14 protein-coding genes and 1 pseudogene are annotated in these 19,630 nt (G+C 29.6%); 1 reads left to right on the top strand and 14 read right to left on the bottom strand.

All coding sequences use genetic code 11. The features are described 5' to 3' along the window. Positions 1-28 precede the first annotated feature (28 nt). From N524_RS0112280 to N524_RS0112255, 6 genes are all read right to left on the bottom strand, one after another. Positions 29-427: a hypothetical protein gene (locus N524_RS0112280; RefSeq protein ID WP_029056679.1), complete on the bottom strand. Its 399-nt coding sequence runs from the start codon at positions 425-427 to the stop codon at positions 29-31. 524 nt (positions 428-951) lie between these two features. Further along, positions 952-1,269 (bottom strand): hypothetical protein, encoded by a 318-nt coding sequence (locus tag N524_RS0112275; protein ID WP_029056678.1) that lies wholly within the window; start codon positions 1,267-1,269, stop codon positions 952-954. 217 nt (positions 1,270-1,486) lie between these two features. After that, positions 1,487-2,542 carry a PTS transporter subunit IIC gene (locus N524_RS0112270; RefSeq protein ID WP_029056677.1) on the bottom strand — a complete coding sequence of 352 codons (1,056 nt, stop codon included), beginning with the start codon at positions 2,540-2,542 and terminating at the stop codon, positions 1,487-1,489. A gap of 747 nt (positions 2,543-3,289) precedes the next feature. Continuing rightward, positions 3,290-5,215, bottom strand: coding sequence for a PTS beta-glucoside transporter subunit IIBCA (locus N524_RS13000; RefSeq protein WP_051522848.1), 1,926 nt, complete (start codon positions 5,213-5,215; stop codon positions 3,290-3,292). 12 nt (positions 5,216-5,227) lie between these two features. Beyond that, positions 5,228-6,904 (bottom strand): glycoside hydrolase family 13 protein, encoded by a 1,677-nt coding sequence (locus N524_RS0112260; protein WP_037555828.1) that lies wholly within the window; start codon positions 6,902-6,904, stop codon positions 5,228-5,230. A gap of 77 nt (positions 6,905-6,981) precedes the next feature. Then, positions 6,982-7,977 (bottom strand): LacI family DNA-binding transcriptional regulator, encoded by a 996-nt coding sequence (locus N524_RS0112255; RefSeq protein WP_029056675.1) that lies wholly within the window; start codon positions 7,975-7,977, stop codon positions 6,982-6,984. A 148-nt stretch (positions 7,978-8,125) separates the two neighbouring features. Here N524_RS0112255 and N524_RS0112250 point away from each other — a divergent pair, with 148 nt between their 5' ends. Beyond that, the gene (locus N524_RS0112250; RefSeq protein ID WP_029056674.1) at positions 8,126-8,599 is read left to right on the top strand and encodes a peptide-methionine (S)-S-oxide reductase; all 474 of its coding nucleotides are present in this window, start codon (positions 8,126-8,128) and stop codon (positions 8,597-8,599) included. 431 nt (positions 8,600-9,030) lie between these two features. On the opposite strand, the gene N524_RS0112240 is transcribed toward N524_RS0112250, so the two are convergent. The 8 genes and pseudogenes from N524_RS0112240 to N524_RS0112205 all read right to left on the bottom strand — a co-directional run bounded on the left by N524_RS0112240 (position 9,031) and on the right by N524_RS0112205 (position 19,515). Next, positions 9,031-9,441 carry a phosphate-starvation-inducible protein PsiE gene (locus N524_RS0112240; RefSeq protein ID WP_029056672.1) on the bottom strand — a complete coding sequence of 137 codons (411 nt, stop codon included), beginning with the start codon at positions 9,439-9,441 and terminating at the stop codon, positions 9,031-9,033. A 79-nt stretch (positions 9,442-9,520) separates the two neighbouring features. Further along, positions 9,521-10,561 carry a 5-methylcytosine-specific restriction endonuclease system specificity protein McrC gene (gene mcrC / locus N524_RS0112235; RefSeq protein ID WP_029056671.1) on the bottom strand — a complete coding sequence of 347 codons (1,041 nt, stop codon included), beginning with the start codon at positions 10,559-10,561 and terminating at the stop codon, positions 9,521-9,523. Then, positions 10,558-12,411: an AAA family ATPase gene (locus tag N524_RS12995; RefSeq protein ID WP_225880634.1), complete on the bottom strand. Its 1,854-nt coding sequence runs from the start codon at positions 12,409-12,411 to the stop codon at positions 10,558-10,560. The genes mcrC and N524_RS12995 overlap by 4 nt, the downstream gene beginning before the upstream one ends. A gap of 28 nt (positions 12,412-12,439) precedes the next feature. Next, positions 12,440-12,748, bottom strand: a complete 309-nt coding sequence (locus N524_RS13320) for a hypothetical protein (protein ID WP_029056670.1) — start codon at positions 12,746-12,748, stop codon at positions 12,440-12,442. 133 nt (positions 12,749-12,881) lie between these two features. Beyond that, positions 12,882-16,040: pseudogene (locus N524_RS12990) on the bottom strand (DEAD/DEAH box helicase). A gap of 212 nt (positions 16,041-16,252) precedes the next feature. Continuing rightward, positions 16,253-16,591 carry a nucleotide pyrophosphohydrolase gene (locus N524_RS0112215; protein ID WP_029056669.1) on the bottom strand — a complete coding sequence of 113 codons (339 nt, stop codon included), beginning with the start codon at positions 16,589-16,591 and terminating at the stop codon, positions 16,253-16,255. Beyond that, the gene (locus tag N524_RS0112210) at positions 16,584-18,314 is read right to left on the bottom strand and encodes a DUF2075 domain-containing protein (protein WP_029056668.1); all 1,731 of its coding nucleotides are present in this window, start codon (positions 18,312-18,314) and stop codon (positions 16,584-16,586) included. The genes N524_RS0112215 and N524_RS0112210 overlap by 8 nt, the downstream gene beginning before the upstream one ends. 238 nt (positions 18,315-18,552) lie before the next feature. Next, the gene (locus N524_RS0112205) at positions 18,553-19,515 is read right to left on the bottom strand and encodes a zinc-binding dehydrogenase (RefSeq protein ID WP_029056667.1); all 963 of its coding nucleotides are present in this window, start codon (positions 19,513-19,515) and stop codon (positions 18,553-18,555) included. Between the last annotated feature and the right edge of the window lie 115 nt (positions 19,516-19,630).

Here is a 19,630-nt window from a genome sequence, read left to right as displayed (position 1 = left end):
AGATTACTTCAATATCATGTTCATAATTTTATTTAATACTACCTATACCTTTTAATTCTTCAGAATAAGGCATTGTTAATTCATTACAACTTATTACTTTTCCATCTTCATTAAATTTAAATTCTGCATACACTTCTATTTTCCCACGATTCCCATTCTTTTTTGTAACGTAAACATTATAACGTAAGAATACAGTATTCTGATTTTCGTCAATTAACATTGTTTCAAATTGTTTAATTGTTAGCTTTGAAACTACTTCTTTTAGTTTCCTAAGATGTTCAGTAAACTCATTAATATCAGAAGTTACGTGGTCAGTAGTTTGAACATACAAAGGTGAAAAATAAGTATTTATCTTATCAATATTCAAATCAATCAAAATATCATTATATAGTGCTTGTATCATTGTTGATAAATAATCTCTATCCATCACTAAACACAACCTTTATTAATGTTTATTATTTATGTTCTATCTATAAATTTAGACTATCATTAAAAACGAAACTATACAAATGTTAAATTATATTTAAAACAATCTATTAACTTAGTATAATATAATCATAAAACTTAGTGAGCTTATTTGTCATATGTTATCACATACACCTATGAATATTTGTAAGTAAAGTGGGGTGATAAGTATGACAATATTCCTTCAAATTGATTTTTCAATCATTGTAAGCATAATAGGAACGTTCTATGTCATTATAGTAATAAAGACAAAAAAATAGCCCCCGTATTGGAAGTACGGGAGCACCTATTACATAGGCTGTAAGTAAATAACATATACCGAGTTATCCAGCTCAACGAATATGTTTACTAAGTTTTACACCTAGTTGTTGATTCGCCATCAGTGACTAGGTGTTTTTTTATACTTTTATAATACTATATTATAGGATTATAGACAATATTTTTAAAATTAATATATCTTAATGTAGCTAATATCTATAGCACGTTTCAATTACTTTCTTTGATGTCATTATATAATTCTACAAATTTCTTCCCATCTGCACGTGACACGTAATCAAAGATCCAATTTTCGCCTTCTTTTTCAGTAATAACAATTCTAAATGGATTCAAAGATAAACCAAATTTCACACTTTTAATCTCATCAAAATGAAAGACATTTTTAATTTCAGAACCTTTTAAAAACCCATCCGCTTCAAAGTAAATGGCATCTTCTAATAAACAAAGTGTTCCTGGGATACCTTGAGGTTGAATATTTTTCATTAAACCATGAACCGTATAAACTGGATGATCTATATTAATTTCCATATTATATCTCCCCTAATGTTTGTCATTAATATGGTGAGTCTTTACTTTAAACAGATATGAAGATAAACCCATTTGCATTTTTATTATTCTTAATATGAGTATACCTAAAGCATGTGACTCACTCAAATTTTAATATGATATTTTAGGAATAAAAAAAGCTCCCGTATGATCTATACGAGAGCGTTGATTGAATATTAATATCATTATTATTGTCTTATTATTTTGATCTGAAAACAAACACTTCTGAATCGTATAATTTCAAGACTTTTGTAAATAAATAGTTGAAGAATATCGCAGCTACCAATGGGACAATAATATATGTAATAGCAACTATTACCAGTCCACTAGCCATACCTCCGTCTAATAATCCTAATGATTTAATAGGTCCTACTAAACCAATTAAACCAAAACCTGCAGAATTTGGTGCACCTTTAATATTAAACAAACCGCCTATAAGTCCTGATACTGCGGCTGAACACACAATTGGTAAGAATATAATCGGATGTCGTATTGTATTAGGCATCATTAATTTAACTGCACCAAGAAGTACTGTAATAGGAACACCTACTTTGTTTACACGCCATGCTCCAACAGCTAACACAATCGCACAAGTACCAGCGCCAATTGCAGCAGAGCCAGCAGCTAATCCTGATATACCAATTGCGACACCTATTCCTATGGACGATATTGGTGATACTATAAGAATTGAAAAGATCATTGCAATCAATATCGTCATAATAATAGGTTGTGTATTCGTTAAACTATTAACAAAATTACCTATGCCAACCGTAATTAGTTTAGTATAAGGTAACAGTAACAAACCAATTAAACCAGCGACACCTGCCCCAACAATAGGTAACACAATCATATTAAAATTTTCTACTCGATCTTTAATCAATAATATAATACCTACTGCAATAGCAGCTGTAATCATTGTGTTGATTAAATCACCTATACCAGTAATAACCCATTTATTATCTGTAATCGTAGTTGCTCCTGAACCCACAAAGGCTGCTGCACCCACTACAGCGGTTTGTAATTGTCCTAATCCAAATTGTATCGCAATAATGACGCCTGTAAGTATTGGAGTCGTATATTGAATACCTTGAACCACAATAGCTATCTTAGCGAAAATTTCATTATACTGACTTAAATATTTACATAATTCTCCTAAAATTGCATTGGGAATCATTCCTACTATAATTGCTATCGCTAATCCATTTAATACATTAAATAAAAATGTTTTGGGTGTAATTATCTGTTTCTCGCCCATATTTCAAATACCTCATGTAACTTTCATAATTTTTCTTAAATTTAAAATATTCTAAATAATATTCTTTAAAAAAACACTCTCGAGGAGAGAACCGGACAAAAGCGCTTAGGATATCGTTAATTCGTTTCCCAGAGCATAAATACTTTATGTCTCAGCCTCTTATACGAAAGTGTTTTCAAGTTATGATTATGATACCATTATTTTCCATAATAGCATAGTTATTTTATAAGTTTTTAAGCAGTTTTGTGATAGCGGTTTCAATTATAGCGAACATGATAGGTACGTTCTATGTCTCTATAATAATAAAGACAAAAAATAGCTCTCGTACTGGAATACGAGAGCACTTGCTACCATGTTAGTGACTAAAACAATACTAAGAGTAAAATTGGAAATATAATCACTATATTAACGAGATTAATAAAAACACTGATTAAAAAAGATTCCAATTTGTATATAAAATAAACCAAGATTGAAATAGTAAGCAATACGTTACTCGCAATTAGAAAATATAAACAAATATCTAAACCAAATTGACTTAATCGATTAAAATTAATAACAATCAATATAACTAGAACTAAATAGTTAATGATATTCAGCAAGTTTAATGTTAGTTTCATGTATTTGCTCCTAAATTAATAATCTTAATTAATACAACCCCACTTTAACATAAATAAAATCGCTGACATGTTAAAATGCCAACGATTCTGATAATGCTATTTCTATATTTAAAAATAACTTTCAATATAATTATCGTAATAAGTATGACGCAATTTCGCGCTCATCTTTTCCATTATTATTATTATTTTGCAGTTCAAAGTTTGTGATTTTTTCTTGTGAATTAGTAATCACAATCATAACGGTAGTTGCTTTGCCAAGTTCTTTAATTTTTTCAATATCCATATTAGCAAGCATATTACCTGCTTTTACTTGGTCATTCTCTTTCACTTTAATATCAAACACAGGTTCTTTAATTTCTACTGTATCAATTCCCATGTGTATTAATACTTCTACACCATTTTTATCTTCAATTCCAATGGCATGTTTAGAATCAGAAATAAAGACAACTTTACCATCTAATGGACTATAAATTTCTCCATTTTGTGGTTCAATAGTATATCCTTCACCCATTAGTTTTTGTGAAAATACTGGATCATCTACATCTCTGAGTGGTACGATTTCACCTTTAGCAGCTTGACCTAAAAATTGTTGTTTACCAGCAACATTATTTTCCATAGTTGCTTCTTCTTTAACAGATTCAGTACTAACATTTGCTGTTGCTACATCTTCACCTTTTGGAATTCCAAACATTTTAGTCAAAACAAATCCTAAAATAAAGATTAATATACCAACAATGACATAAGTTAATAACTGACTAAAATCATAAATATACATTAATGGTGATAAAATAACTGCTAAACCATAAGAATTAGCTTTAATATGAAGTAGTGCTAAAATGCCACCACCGAGTGAAGAACAAATAAGCATAATACCTAAAGCTTTAATTCCTGAACGTAAAACAACACCAAATAATGCCGGTTCACTAACACCTAGTAATTGAGTTATAGTCGCACTTACACCTGCAGTTTTAAATGCTGGTTTTTTACTGCTCAATGCTAAAGCTAACGTTACCCCTGCATTGGAGAAACCATACATTGCAGCTAATGTAATAAGAGGATTGTAGCCTGTTGAAGCCAATAATGACGTTTCTACAATGATAAACATATGATGTAAACCAGTCATAACAGCTAGCGGATAGATAAATCCAATTAAAAATCCTCCAATACCAAACGGTAATCCTATAAATGATTTTACTACTGTGATACCAAAGCTTTCGAAACCATGTACAATTGGTCCCATAATAAAGAATGAGAATATCATTACTATTAATATGACAAAGAAAGGTGTAAATATAAGGTCTAATGCATTAGGCATAACCTTTCGTAATCTTTTTTCTAATTTTGCCCCAACAATACCAGCAAATAATGCTGTTAAAATACTACCTTGATAACCAATAATCGGTATAATACCTGCTACCATAATGGGTTTAGCATCGCCACCCGCAACTTCATAAGCATTCGGTAAAGCTGGAGATACTAACATTAATCCAATTAGAAAACCAATAATCGGTGTTCCACCAAATGTTCTAAACGCACTCCACGCAATAAATGCTGGTAAGAATCCGAATGCTGTGTCAGTCAACACAGATATGAGTGTTTGAATATACTCTGGAATCATATCTGGTTTCAATCCAAATAATCCCAACACACTTTCATTAAACAGAACACCTTTTAATCCAAGGAATAAACCTGTCGCTCCTAATATTGGAATAATAGGTATAAAGACATCAGCTATTAAACGAATTGCCTTTTGAATAACCCCTTGCTTTTTCTTTTCCATCTCTTTTTTGGATTCTTCTTTAAAATCATACTGCTCTTCGATAGCTTCAAAAACATTATTAACAATACCAGTACCTAAAATAATTTGATATTGTCCACCTGTATAAAATACCCCTTTAACTAAATCAATTGCTTCAATTTTATCATCATCTATAGCAGTTCGATCACTAACTGATAAACGCAATCTAGTTACACAGTGTGTCATGCTTTCTATATTGTCTTCCCCAACAATTTGAACAATCTCTTTTGCAACTTTTTGGTAATCATTTTTAGCCATAACTAACACCCCTTATTTAACTTTGATTAATAAACATTCGTAAGGTCTTAAATTCACTGAATCTTGATTAATCTGTGGATTTTCATAATTGTTTAGCGTCACGTCTTGTACTTCATTATCTATTTCCTGGGTTATCAACTCATCAGAAAGATTCACTATAATTTGGAATGTATTGTTATTGTCACGTCTCAAATAACTAATGACGTTTTCATTTGTATTCCAAAGCGGTTTAATATCTCCATAAATCAGTGTTTCAGAGTACTCAGAATGATTACGTAATTGAATCATTTGTTGATAAAAGTTAAATAGTGAATCATTTTTATCCTTTTGTTTTTCAACATTAATCTCTTGGTGATTTTCATTAAGTTCAATCCAAGGTGACACATCTGAAAAGCCAGCATTACTCTCTGAACTCCAATGCATTGGCGTTCTAGTATTATCTCTACTACGCAAATTGACAAATTCAAGCGCTTGATCTGCTGAAAATCCTTCTTGAATTGCCCGATGATAATTATCGATACTTGAGATATCATTAAATTGATCAATAGATGTTCTATTAAAGTTTGTCATACCTATTTCTTGTCCTTGATAAATAAAAGGTGTCCCTCTTAAGAAGAAATACATTAGCGCCAAAGCACTTCCACCAATATAGTTTTGGTATGATTTATTTTTAATTAATTTAGATATGGCTCTAGGTTGATCATGATTTTCTATAAAATTAGCTCCCCAGCCTACCTTTTGAATAGCTTCTTGGCTTTCAAATAATAATTCTTTAAACTCAGAGACTTTCCAATTAGTTCGTTTGAACCAATCACTACCAGATTCAACATCAATATCCGCATATTTAAAGTCAAATATCATGGAAAAATATCCTTCTTCTCCAATAAAGTCATCTAATTCATCATATTTAACTCCAGGTGCTTCACCTACAGTCACACATTGATATTTATCAAATGTCTTTTCTCTCAGTTCTCTTAAAAATATTTCAATACCTGGACGATTGCGTGTTTTATACTTACATGTCACTAAACCGTCCTGACCATCTGAAGGTAAACTTGCAAAATCTTGATCTTTTTTCAAGAAAGTAATTGAATCAATTCTAAATCCTGCTAAACCTTTTTCGAGCCAAGTATTAATCATTTGATAAATTTCATTTCGTAATTCTGGATTTTCAAAGTTTAAATCTGGTTGCTTCTTATCAAATATATGCATATAGTATTGATCTTCATTAGGTACTTTTTCCCAAACACTTCCACCAAAAATAGAACGCCAATTATTAGGAGGTTGTCCATTTACGCCTTCTTTGAAAATATAATAATCTCTATATTTACTTTCAGGATTTTTGTATGCTTCTTGAAACCATGGATGTTCATCTGAAGTGTGATTAATGACAAGATCTAGCATGATTTTGATATTATATTGATTTGCTTCTAAGAAAAGTTGATCTAAATCTGCCATATCTCCAAATTCAGAGTTGATATCTAAGTAGTCTGAAATATCATATCCATTATCTATCATTGGTGATTTATAGATAGGACAAATCCAAATCATTGTGATACCTAAATCAGCTAAATAAGGTAGTTTACTAATAATCCCTTGTATGTCCCCAATTCCATCGTCATTTGTATCTTTAAAACTTCTAGGATATATCTGATAAATAACTTCTTTCTTCCACCATTGTTGTTCCATAATTAGCCTCCAATTTATTATATGGTATCGATACCATATTTTTGATAATTAAAAGAGCTTATTGATTAAAGCTCTTTTTATGTACTTTCACGTTCAACAATACTAAGTTGAATACTGTCATTTTCCTGAATACTAGTTTTATCTTCTAACATAGAAATTAAATTCCTTACCAACCGTTCACCTATGATATCGATTGGTTGATTAACAGTTGTTAATGCTACTTTCAGCATATTTGAAAAAGGTTGGTTATCGTAACCTATAATTGCAATATTCTTTGGAACATTAACATTATGTGCCGTAAAATATTGAATTAATCCAGCTGCAACTTCATCACTACCTGTAAATATAGCCTGAGGTAGCTGTTTTTGATTCAATAACTCTTCTGCAATATTTATACCATCTTGTATAGTATGAATATTTTCAAAAACATAGCGTTCTTGAATAGGCAGTTGATAAGTTTCCATCGCTGCTTTGAAGCCTTTATTACGAGCTGAACCATGTCGAGATTTTGTGAATTTGCCACCTGTGCAGTAAGCAATCTCTTTGTATCCTTTATTAATTAAAAATTCAATAGCGTCGTATGTAGCTTGTTGATGTTTAATACGAATCATACCTATTTTTGAAGAATTCAATGACTCATCGCCTACTAACACGATGGGACCATAATCAGTATACGTTTCAATCGTTTTAATATCGTTTTCGATAGAACACATGATAACGCCATCAATTTGCTTTTGTTTCAACATATTCATTAATCGTAATTCTTCTTCCTTATCGTCATGCGATTGTAAGATTAATGTATGATATGACGTATCACGCAGTTGTTTCTCTATTGCTTCAATTAAATACGCAAAATAAGGATTAGTAATGCGCGAAACAATTACACCAATAGTAAATGATTTATTCGATCTTAATTGTGTAGCAGCCGAATTAGGAATATAGTCTAACTCTCGCATAGCTTGTTGAATTTTCTCTTTTTTATCTGCCGAAATATAAGGATGATCATTTAAATACCTAGATACTGTTGTAACTGAAACATTGGCCTTCTTGGCAACTTCTTTAATATTGGTCATACAAAGCTCCTAATATGAAATCGATTTCACATATAGAGTAAAACTTTTTAAACAAGTAGTCAATATGTTTTATTGTTTATTTGAATTATTGACAATTATTCGTTACAGTTTAATTGAGAATTATTTTCAATTAAAAGGAGTGGATATGATGGAAACAGTTTATTTAGCTGGCGGTTGTTTATATGGTGTGGAAGCTTATATTAGAACACTTCCTGGTGTTATCGATACAACAAGTGGTAGAGCGAATGGAATTACCGATACTTTAGACGGCGAGTATGATGGTTATGTTGAAGCTGTTAAGACAGAATTCGATCCTAAACAAGTATCTGTAACTGACTTAATGGGATATCTTTTTGAAATTATTGATCCATATAGTCTTCATCAACAAGGCCAAGACATTGGTTTGAAATATAGAACAGGCTTATATAGCGAAGATCCAAAACATTTAAAAGAAGCACAAGCGTTTATTGATGCCATTGAAGACCATCATCTTATAGCGACCGAAGTCTTACCGCTAACGAATTACGTTAAAAGTGCTGATATGCATCAAAACAGACTAGAACGCTACCCAGACGACTACTGTCACCTACCAAAATCATTGGTATATAAATATAAAAAATAGTGGTTGATTAGATTGGGTGAGTTCAAAAATCGTGGTTGAGGAGTTTAGAAAATCTTAATTAGATATTAAAAATGGTTGGCTATGCAGAGTCGCAAAACCAACCATTTTGTTTGAGTTTATTGTATTTTCCATCATTTTTGAAAAGAAAGAAGAGAAAACATATTTATCTCACACTTATGTTTGTAGATTTAATAACTGTTCTTATTGTTAGTGCTTTAACTGATATGCCTTACAGTATTGAAAAATATTTCGGCATATTATTTACAATATTACTTACGCTTTATTGCTTAGTACCTAGTGACAAAAAAGATAATAATAATCATTGAAATCTAGGGGTTCATCAAATTTCAGTATCTTATAATTTCTAAATAAAAAAGAGGGAGCTGTGCTTTCACACAAACTTCCCTCTAAAGTAAACTCTGTATTTTAATCTAATCGATGGTAAATTTTCTTAAACAATACAATGAAATGGTCAAAATAAATATACTTGCGACTAATAAAATAGTCTCAGTAGCATCACTATGTTCTACAATAATGATTCTCACAATTGCAGTGATACCAATATAAATAAAGTATTGTAATGAAAAATGATAATTATGTTTGAAATATTGAATAATCAATAAGATAAACTCAATATACATAAATGACACTAATAAATCTTCGATAACTTGACTATATTTCAAATCTTTATCTTGTAAAAATAGATTGTTAAAGAAACCAAAACATTCGGTAAATAAAAATATAACTAAAGTTATAGCTATGATAGCGATACAAATATTAACTGCTAATAACAATAAATTTGAAAATCGCTCACTTATCTTATCTGGTGTGAATTTTTTCATCTGTTCTCCTTAATGTTGTTAATTCTGTTTATAAATAAATACAAATTTTATAATTCATTATATACAATATTCATTGTTTTTAACAATCGAAATGATCTTCTATAATTTGATTTAATTGCTGTTTAATCTTAGAGAACTCACAATTTAGGTCTAACGATTTAACGCTAATTTGATTTCCACTCATTTGAAATTCATTACTAGGTGATTTTTTCTCATCAGTTTTAGCATACAGAAGCATGCCTGACACATTTACGCTTACTTTCTTCTCTTGTAAATTAATATCCTGGTTTTTTACATAAGTGAATATCTGATAAAGATTTGCTGAATGGATTTTATAGGTATCATAATAATTTTGTAATGATTTAGTATAATACTTAGCATCAATGATTAAGCAATTTTTATGATCAGATATCATAATGTCACTTTTCATTGTAGGTAACATTGCTGTTTTATTGTCATCCAAATTCCACGGAATATGTGCAGCAGTTATAGTTAATTGAGGGAAGCTCTTTTTAAAATATTCGAATAAAAATTTCTCATATAGACGTGACATGCGCTGTTCATCTATAAAGTCCATCATCTGTTTGTTTCCATCATTATTCGATTGTAAATATCCATCAACAATCAAGCTACATATAGAAATTAACATTTTATATGTCTTATTATTACGTGTAAAACGCATATTCCAATTTATACTACCCAATTCTAATCGATCGACATCATCAAAATGTACTAATAAATCTTTTAATTTCTTTTTTCTGTCTTTAGATATATCTTCTTTTAGTAAAAGTAACATAGTTGATTTAATTATTTGATTTAAATAATTATTTATTGAATATTCATCGTAAGAACAACTGAGTTTTTTATTCATGACATCAAGATTTCTAATAGATTTTGAAATATCAATTTTCCCTTTAACCATTGTTAATGATACTTGTTTATCAACGTATTCATAATGTAAACCACGTTTAATTCGGTCCGATACACCCTTAATTAAAATAGCTGTATATAATTCGGTAGCGTTATCAAAATCCTCCAACATAACTTTTCTATAGCCATTTTCATTTAAAACAGTAAAAGCATAAGATAGCATATAATAAATATTTCTAATTTCTATCATTTTATTGAATCCCTTAATTTTTCTGACCATAAATCTACTTTAGATGGTTCATCAAACCAATATTCATTAATTAGTGGTATGATTTCAAATTCTACAATATTCGATAATATAAGTTCAGTGACATAACTTAAATTACTAAAGTAACTATGGCCAATAATAAATCCTGCACCAAGAGAATCATCGTTCACAATATCAATATTTAGATTTTGAACACATTGTATTAAAGAATCAAATTGGTCACTGGATAGACTATCTTGATATAATTTAAATCCTGCGTTATCAAATGCTTCAGTCATATCAAAGAATGCAAAACGTCTGCGTAGTGCATAATCAAGTATAGCTAAACTTCGATCCGCAGTATTCATCATTCCAATAATATAAAGATTCGGTGGAACTGAAAAATTCTCGTCTGCATATAATAATTCTAGCTCAGAACCTCGTTTATCATTTTCAATTAGCATAAATAATTCGCCGAATATTTTACTTAAATTGCCTCTATTAATTTCATCAATAATGAAGAAATAGTCATTCTCACTATCTTCCTCAGCTTGTTTACAAAAATTGTAGAATGTTCCATTACGCAATTCAAATCCATTTTCAGTCGGTCTGAATCCCATAATAAAATCTTCATATGAATAACTTTGATGGAATTGTATCATTTTAACTCTATTTTTATCTTTTACTCCCATCATAGAGTATGCTAAACGTTTAGCTGCAAATGTTTTACCCACACCTGGAGGTCCTTGAAGTATAACGTTTTTCTTCATTTCCATTAATTGAACTAATTTATAATACTCTTCTTTATCCATATAAACTTCACTCAAGAAATCAGTAGCTTCATAAATGGGATAACTTTCTTTCATTGGTTCAATTTCATCGATGATATCTTGTTTAACTAACATATTTAATTTTTTTATCAAGTCGTTATAGGATGTGATATTTTCTAATATTTTATTAGTTGTTTCAATATCGACCTTCCACTCACCTTTAGTTTGCCAATCAATATAACGTATATTTAAAAATTGTGCTTTGGTTGAATATTTAACATCCGACTTGACAGTTCCTCGTCCAAGTATTATATTCTGTTCGTTTTTAACATATATAATATCATTTTCTTTCATTTCATTACTGAATTGATAAATTGTATTTATAGCATTGGTATAATTCCTATCATCGCCATAAATATTTTGAAGTTTTTTATTTATATCTTCTCTACTCGGATACTTACTTAAATCTTCCAATTCATCAAATCCTATTGATACATAACCATTGTCATAAAACGATTGCCAATCCATTTGTTTTGAATCTATAGATAACATCCAGTAACTAGTTGATACAACATCTTTATCCGCATCAGATGTTTCTACCACTCCACTACTAGTTCTTCTCTTTAATTCGTTTATTTCTTCTGAATATCTCCAAACTTCAAAACTTAAATCAACTATTTGATTTAACTCTGTTTTAGGACTAGATAAATATTGTTTTATAGTATCAACGAATTTTAAATAATCATTACCGGTTAGATAATGAGATACGTTTGGCAACTCATTGATTAGTTCTTCGGGCATTTTCCCCGACTTAAAAATATACCAAACAGTTCGTTTATCAAGGTTCAAATAATTTTCTGGAGAAATCCAAAATAATGCACTTGTTAACTTACTATTTCCAATTCCTCTTTTAATAATGATAAGGTCGAAGTAATGAATAAATTGATTTTTATTATATTCACTTTTCTCATTTGAATACGCTAATGCAGCTTCGAATAAATCCCATAATTCATCTATATCTTTATCATTACGTATACCTATAAAATCATAAAAAGTTGCATTCATATTATTAACAGTTGGCACACTCTCAAATTCAAAAGGTATCTCAGCTTTAATTCCCTACAACCTCTGCAAGTCCCTTAGCAATTTTTATTTTATTAGAAGTCTTTAAAGAGCTTTTATTTAATAATGCAAGGACAGTAAATGGATCAATGTCTATTAACTGATTATCTTTTTCTAATGTAGGTAATTTAATATTAGCTAATTCATAAACATCTTTAACATTTTGTATTAATTGCTCTCTATTATTACGATAACTTAATAACTTGTTAGCAAGTTCTTTATAAAAGTCAATCCACGTTTTATCAATAGATTGAACAGATGCCTCATTATTTTCGTCTATTTTATTTTCATACGTCACAAGACACACCCCTATATATAATCATTTTGTTCAATATATATTTTACATGCATTAATTATATATTATAAAACTTAATTGTAGTAAGTCTGTTTCTTATGAATTGAATAGAACTTTTTATTGAATTAGGTATTTTTTATCCATTTTTAACATTCAATTCTTTATATATAATTTCATAAAATGGTTTGAGGTGGATTCTATTTAAGTCTCCTATAACATAAAACTCTTTTTTAGCTCTTGTGACAGCCACATTAAGTAAATTAGGTTTTTCACATGACCAATTAACAGCTCCATCTTGAGTATTGTCTGTACCGACAATAAAATACACTTTCTGTGCTTCTTTACCTTGGAATGTATGAACAGTTCCTATTGATTTATCTACCCAATCATTAATTTTACTTTTTTCTATATTTAAATTTTTAGGTAGTTCTTTTTTAGCTAACGCTTTTACTCGTTGTTGAACAGCTGAAAATGGTGATATCACAAATGAACTTGGTTCATTCTTATTGTTGCTTTGCGCCTCTTTCCAGTCATTAACTAGTAATTCAACAACCTTATTACCATGCTCTTTTACATATTGTTTATTAATAGATTTCCCAGTAACATGATGCCATCCTGCTTTACCTGGCTTTTTCATATATTCAGGTAGTACCATTTTGTTATTATAGGCAATCTGGTTTGCAATTGTGAACATTGGATTTAAACAACGTCTATGTACCCATAGCGGAATACCAATCCACGTTTTTTGTTGCTCTTCAGAAGGATCATCTTTCCAAAATCCATATTGATTAGCATAATCAGCTACGGACTGAACTGAAGCTTCTTTAGATAATAAACGTTCTGGAATGTTATAACTTTTTCTAATGTTATCAATCAGGTGGCTTTCTAATGTTACAACTGGTTCTATTTGGATGGGGTCTCCAACAGCAACAACATTTTTAGAACGATATAATGCCCCTACAGCTGATTGCGGAACCGCTTGACCTGCCTCATCTATGAACAAATAATCAATGAAATCTTTTGGAATTCCTTGATACATAGACTTAAAACTTGCGAATGTTGTGCTAACAATTGGAAATATTAAATGCATTACATTCCAAGCGTTATATACTACTTCAGGCTTTGCATCTATTAATTTACGTCGATTTTTAAAGTTGTTTAAAGATGCAAATATAGTTTTAGAATTAGCAATTAACAATAATTTATGTAGTATCATTGCTCTAAGGAAAAGCATAGCGCGTCTATACTGTAATTCATCACTAGTCCATAAGTTAGACATCTGTCGTTTAGCATAATTTTCTTCTCCATCATTCCAAAAATCTCTTGATGGCATCGTAATACTATTCTGGGAGCAGAACTCATTATATCTTTGAACTGATTCATTATAATCTTTTTGTTGTTTATAAACTTTTAATAATTGATTATTTAATAATTCTTTTTCTTTAGACTTGTTAACAACATCATTTTCTTTGGTTTTTTTATCTTTTTCTAATTTATATTTTTGATCTAAAATTTCTTTCTTTTCTTCAATATATTTTTGAGATTGTTCATCCGTTTCAGAACTAAATATTGATTTTAATTTACTCATGAAACCATTTTGTCTAGTTACTTTCAAATATTCATCAATAATATCTTTCTGTTTATTTTTATCATTTATTTGTTTATTTAACTGATTAATATCATCTTTATACTTATCTAATTTTGTTTCTATCTCATCTAATTTATCACTTAATCTTTGTTTTTCCTCTTTTAAATGTTTTTCATTAGCTAAAGATTTTTCATATTTCTTGTATACCTCATATGCTTCAATAGATCTCTCTTTTAAATTTTGAACATTCTCTAATTCATCTAAAAATGCTTTCTTTTGAGCTTTCCATTCATTCTTGATATCTTCATTACTCAATTTTTTATTTTCATTTTGAAGTAATTTAGCTAGTCCTACATTATCTTGATCATTTTTTAACAAGTGGTTCAATACTTCATTGATGTTTTTACTTTTTCCAAATACACCTGAAAATAATCCCCACGCACTTTCACTAATCAAATCATGAGCTATACTAGCAAAATCACGTAGTTCTTCTGTTAATTTTGCATAATCTGTTTCATACTCCGGAAATGCACATTCATTTGGGTTTCTAATTATTTCATCAATTTTAGGTAAGTCTTTAGAAATATTTTCAACAGCTCCGTTATTACTTGAAGCAACAACCATTTTAAATCGAGCAATCGAATCTTTAAGTAAATATAATGGTTTCTCATCGGTTTCATGTATTTTAGTTGGTTTAAATGCTTGTTTAGGGTGGCTTAATTGAGCTAATTCTTTACCACGTTCAACCACAAAATGCGCAAAAATATCTTTTAGTAATGTTGTCTTTCCAGTTCCAGGCGGACCATTAACTGAATTAATTTGTTCATTGCAACTTGTTATTTGATTAACTGCAACTTGTTGCATGAGTGAAAGCCTATGTTCAGTTTGAGAAGGCCAACGTCCATCAGGTAGATTTGATGGATGTAGTAATTTCTCAATTTCTTCTTTATTTTCATCAATTTCTATCCTTTGTTGATTATCTATGCCTTCTATATATTTAGTTAATGTTTGATTAGGGGACTTTCTAGCCATTTCTATGTCTGTAATAAAGAAACTGTTAAATTCTGGCTTAGGTAATTCATTCTTTCCTACAAATTCAATTGCTACATAATGAGGAAATAAACCTTTGCTATCACTAGGTAAAACTGAAAAATACTTATCGTATACCTTATCTATTTGATTAAGTTTTTGTTCATTAATAGGTTCATCGGCTAAAATTTCATTTAACTTCTGTTTAAATTTTTCTGCTGAATCCTCAAATTTTTCTTCAATATCAGCATTTTTATCTTTTTCAATTTCCTTTAAAGCGCTCATAATCATTGGAATATGTATACTATCCAACATAACATAGCCTTTCTCATCAGTATTAAATGTATAGCCATAACAATGTGTTGAGTTAGGATTAAAAATTTCAGAATGACTATTAAAAATATCTTGAATCTTTAAATTAATTTCGTTATAACGAAAACAATTTCTATAGAACTTAAAGATTCGATTCCCTTCTTTTCTCTTTTCATCTGATATTACAAAACGCTCTTCATTCCAAATATCAAAGTACTCATTAAAAGCTTGTAATTGAGTTTGTTTATTTCAATTTTTAAAATGTTCTTCAGATAATGTATCTTCTGTCTTATAATCTACCTCTCCAGGACTTAAAGATTCGATTAATAGCCATGCAGATAATGTATCATTAACTAATTGTCCCATCATATCCCACCTTAAATAATCATTATATACTTAGCATTATTTTAACAAATAAATAAAATATATTAATGTTTTTTCAAAAAATAGTTGTGTGTTCTACTCTAAAAATGTATAACCAACTCAAAAATTCACATTTATAATCGTTTTAATTTAAAAAAATCTCTTTGTATATAAAAGTTCAAGACCAATATATTACAAAGAGAGTATTTCCAATTCTACAATTCATTATATTTAGAATTATTATCTTTACTTTTTTCTAATGGGTACTTTTCAGCATTTTTCACTAGTTTCTTGCGAATAATATCATTAATATCAAAATCTAAGTTATCCGCTAACATATAACTATAAATTAAAACATCAGCTAGTTCTTCTGCTAATCTTTCTAGCTTATTTTCTACTACTTCTTCAGATGACTTCCACTGGAATAATTCGAGTAATTCAGCAGCCTCTAAGCTAATAGATAATGATAAATCTTTTTCATTATGGAATTGTCTCCAATTACGAGCATCTCTAAATTGGTTGATTTCTTTTAATATTTCTTTAGTTTCATCCATTATTTTCACCCTTTGCGGCTTTTTTAAGTGCTTCCCTTAATTGATCATCTACTGCATAAATATATAATCCATTAACACCACGAGTTAATAAGACATTTAATTCATTTTTTAAAAGCATATCTGAGAAGTACTGTTTTGACCCATCTTCTAAAGTTCTTCTTCGAGTTGCCTTTTTATTAGCACTACTGCTTTCATCAAAGATGATTTTACCATCTCGATATTTAACAGAAGGTCCTATCACAACCCCGGCATAGTTTAAATCTAATCCTTGAATAGTATATGTAGATCCTATTTCATCAATTGTTTGTTCTCGTTCAACCCATGGTAATTTAGATTGGTTTCTTTTAGTTTTTAATTGATAATTCCATGGCATAGACCAGTTTCCAATTTTAACGCGCCAAAAATCCTCATCTTCAGGAGGCTTGTCCTTATACTTCCAGTCGAATGTAGCAAGCATTCTTGAAATACCACTATTTGTGTGTTGTGCTTTATTTCTAATAGCATTTTCCAAATCAACTGGCGTATCAAAAATTTTAATTTCATACCCTTTTTTATCTTTAGGTATAGTGTTAATTGTTTGATTATCTACTAAATTTCTAATCCATTTAACTGTGGAATCATCACTATTAATACGCATTTGATTTTTTAAAGTTACAAGATTATTTTTACTTTTTGTAACATCAAAATATTCGTTTAGTTTGTCTGCTTCCCAAATTTGTTCAGTCGTTAATACTTGTTTCAAGTCAAAAACGATTACTACAACTTTAGCTCTTGCTAATAAATCATCTAGATGATTTTTACCTTGATAACTTTGTTTACCTTGAGTTAAAAGTAAATGTGCCTCGTCTACAATAACAACATCTACCTTTTCATCTGGTGAATGCGTATTAATAAAACTCGTTGGCTTACCAACTATTTTATTGTTTTTGTTAGATATACCTAATTTAGATGCTATTTGCTTATATATTGAAACATGCTCATTTTGATTTACTAGAAGATGGATATCTAGATTTTTATCTAAATCCAAATGATATTTTCCTAATTCATATAGTAGTGTACTCATTAAAACAGTTTTTCCAGATCCCGCTTCACCTTCAACAATGATCAATTGTCCATCTTCGTCTAAAAGTATTGATTCTTTAATTTTAGTTAAGATTTCTTCTTTCGCATTAATTTGTTCTTGAGTTAATTTATGGAAAGGAGACGCTTTGAATATAGCTGAATCCTTAATAATACTTTCGATAGGAAATAGAGATTTATTTTCTTTATTTAAAGATTTCCAAATCTCGGAGAAAATTTCGTCTAGCATGTCAGACGTATAATACTCATTCTGTTGATTTGTTCTACTATTATGAACCCTAGTAATATTATCAACGCTTAATAAATACTGCATTAATCTATTTTCAATATCGAGTGTTAACGATTTATTAAATAACTCATGACCAATCACATACATTGATGATTGATTTGATTCAGAAAATTCTTCCCAAAAAGTTTTTACCTTTGTATCAGCATTAAGATGTTGTCTGGTTCTATTTCTAATATCTGCCGTTTCTCCCACATAGACTTCAAAATTGTTTTCACGCTTTTTATCATTAATTATGTATACAGTTGGATACCTTAATAAATATCTTCCATCTGCTGAAGAATTCCATTTTTGTACTGAACTATCCAAATTCTCCAATGAATATTTAATATTTTCTATTTTTAACAAGTTTCCCATCATATCACCTATTGAATTATCATCTATTAATCTCTATTTTATCAATTTTGTGATACTTTTATATAGTTTTTTGATATTTATTACCTTTAATGTTTTAAACTATTATTTACTAAACTTTGACCTTATTTCAAACTCCATTATTTTCCTCCCAAAAATTCATCCATTTAACCACAAAAAGCAGGTGACTTATATCATTAGCCACCTGCTTTGTTATTACTATTCTTTTTTTAGCTCATTCTTACTCAGATTCGTTTAACACAATAACTTTGCCGAAGCTATTTGTGCTTTCTAAATAGTCGTGTGCTTTATTGACTTCATCGAGTTTGAATATTTTTTCTGGTTTAACAATAATATTATTGGTTTCTATATAATCAAAGAGTTCTTTTATCTTTACTTCATCAACATTTTCTGAAACAAAGCTTGTTAGGTAACTATTTTTCTTAATATCAAAGATAGGATCAAATTCTTCTAAGTACCACTTACCTCCAAGTATTCCTGTATCACAAAGGATTCCGCCCTCTTTAAGATGTTTAAAACTATCTTTAATGGTAACTGTACCAACCAATTCTAACACTTTATCATATTCAGAACTTGTATCTAGTTCATTTTCTTTATCTTCGATTACTTCATCAAATCCTACTTCTATAAGCAATGACTTCTTACTCATATCCCGTGTGCTACCACTTACTGTAACATCTTTATATTTAGCTTTAATTAGATTAAGAAAAGCTACGCCTACACCACTAGTTGCACCTCTTACTAGCACTTTATCATTATGTTCAATTTTTAAATTTTTCATTGAACCGAATGCCGTATAGTATGTTTCAGGAATAGTAGCTAGCTTCTCCCACGATAAATTAGTATCTATAGGATAAATTTGTTCATTAGGTAATAGTGCATATTGCGCATAACTACCATCAAAGTCACGTCCCATTTCCCCCATTATAGAAACGACTGTTTGATTTTTAGGTAGTCTCTTAGGATCTGTTGATTCTTCAATCACCCCTACACATTCAATTCCTAATATTCTCGGGAATTGTACAGAAGGTGAAAAGCCTTGTCTCGTGAAAATTTCTGAACGATTAATACCAAATCCCTTTATTTTCACTAGAGACCAGCCTTCTTTGACGACAGGTGTTTCAACATCTTGATATTTTAATTGTTCTGAATCACCAGGATTATATATGACAACTGCTTTCATGTGCTTTCTCCTCCTTTATTTTTGTTGGAAGAACTTCATTTCTTTTTTCCCATTCTATACTAAATTGATACCTTTGTTTAAAGATTAGTCTCTTATGTACTGAATTTCATAAGTT

Origin of the sequence: Staphylococcus sp. URHA0057 (genome assembly GCF_000620265.1) — a bacterium.
GTDB lineage: Bacteria > Bacillota > Bacilli > Staphylococcales > Staphylococcaceae > Staphylococcus > Staphylococcus pasteuri.
The sequence above is the reverse complement of the archived record's forward strand: the minus strand, read 5'-3'. Positions and strand labels throughout refer to the sequence as shown.

Bases quoted from the DNA above. Each gene is read 5' to 3' on its own strand.
- N524_RS0112280 (WP_029056679.1), bottom strand. From the start codon at position 427: ATGGATAGAGATTATTTATCAACAATGATACAAGCACTATATAATGAT.
- N524_RS0112210 (WP_029056668.1), bottom strand. From the start codon at position 18,314: ATGGGAAACTTGTTAAAAATAGAAAATATTAAATATTCATTGGAGAAT.
- N524_RS0112215 (WP_029056669.1), bottom strand. From the start codon at position 16,591: ATGGATGAAACTAAAGAAATATTAAAAGAAATCAACCAATTTAGAGAT.
- N524_RS0112240 (WP_029056672.1), bottom strand. From the start codon at position 9,441: ATGAAAAAATTCACACCAGATAAGATAAGTGAGCGATTTTCAAATTTA.
- mcrC (WP_029056671.1), bottom strand. From the start codon at position 10,561: ATGATAGAAATTAGAAATATTTATTATATGCTATCTTATGCTTTTACT.
- N524_RS0112255 (WP_029056675.1), bottom strand. From the start codon at position 7,977: ATGACCAATATTAAAGAAGTTGCCAAGAAGGCCAATGTTTCAGTTACA.
- N524_RS13000 (WP_051522848.1), bottom strand. From the start codon at position 5,215: ATGGCTAAAAATGATTACCAAAAAGTTGCAAAAGAGATTGTTCAAATT.
- N524_RS0112275 (WP_029056678.1), bottom strand. From the start codon at position 1,269: ATGGAAATTAATATAGATCATCCAGTTTATACGGTTCATGGTTTAATG.
- N524_RS0112205 (WP_029056667.1), bottom strand. From the start codon at position 19,515: ATGAAAGCAGTTGTCATATATAATCCTGGTGATTCAGAACAATTAAAA.
- N524_RS0112270 (WP_029056677.1), bottom strand. From the start codon at position 2,542: ATGGGCGAGAAACAGATAATTACACCCAAAACATTTTTATTTAATGTA.
- N524_RS0112250 (WP_029056674.1), top strand. From the start codon at position 8,126: ATGGAAACAGTTTATTTAGCTGGCGGTTGTTTATATGGTGTGGAAGCT.
- N524_RS0112260 (WP_037555828.1), bottom strand. From the start codon at position 6,904: ATGGAACAACAATGGTGGAAGAAAGAAGTTATTTATCAGATATATCCT.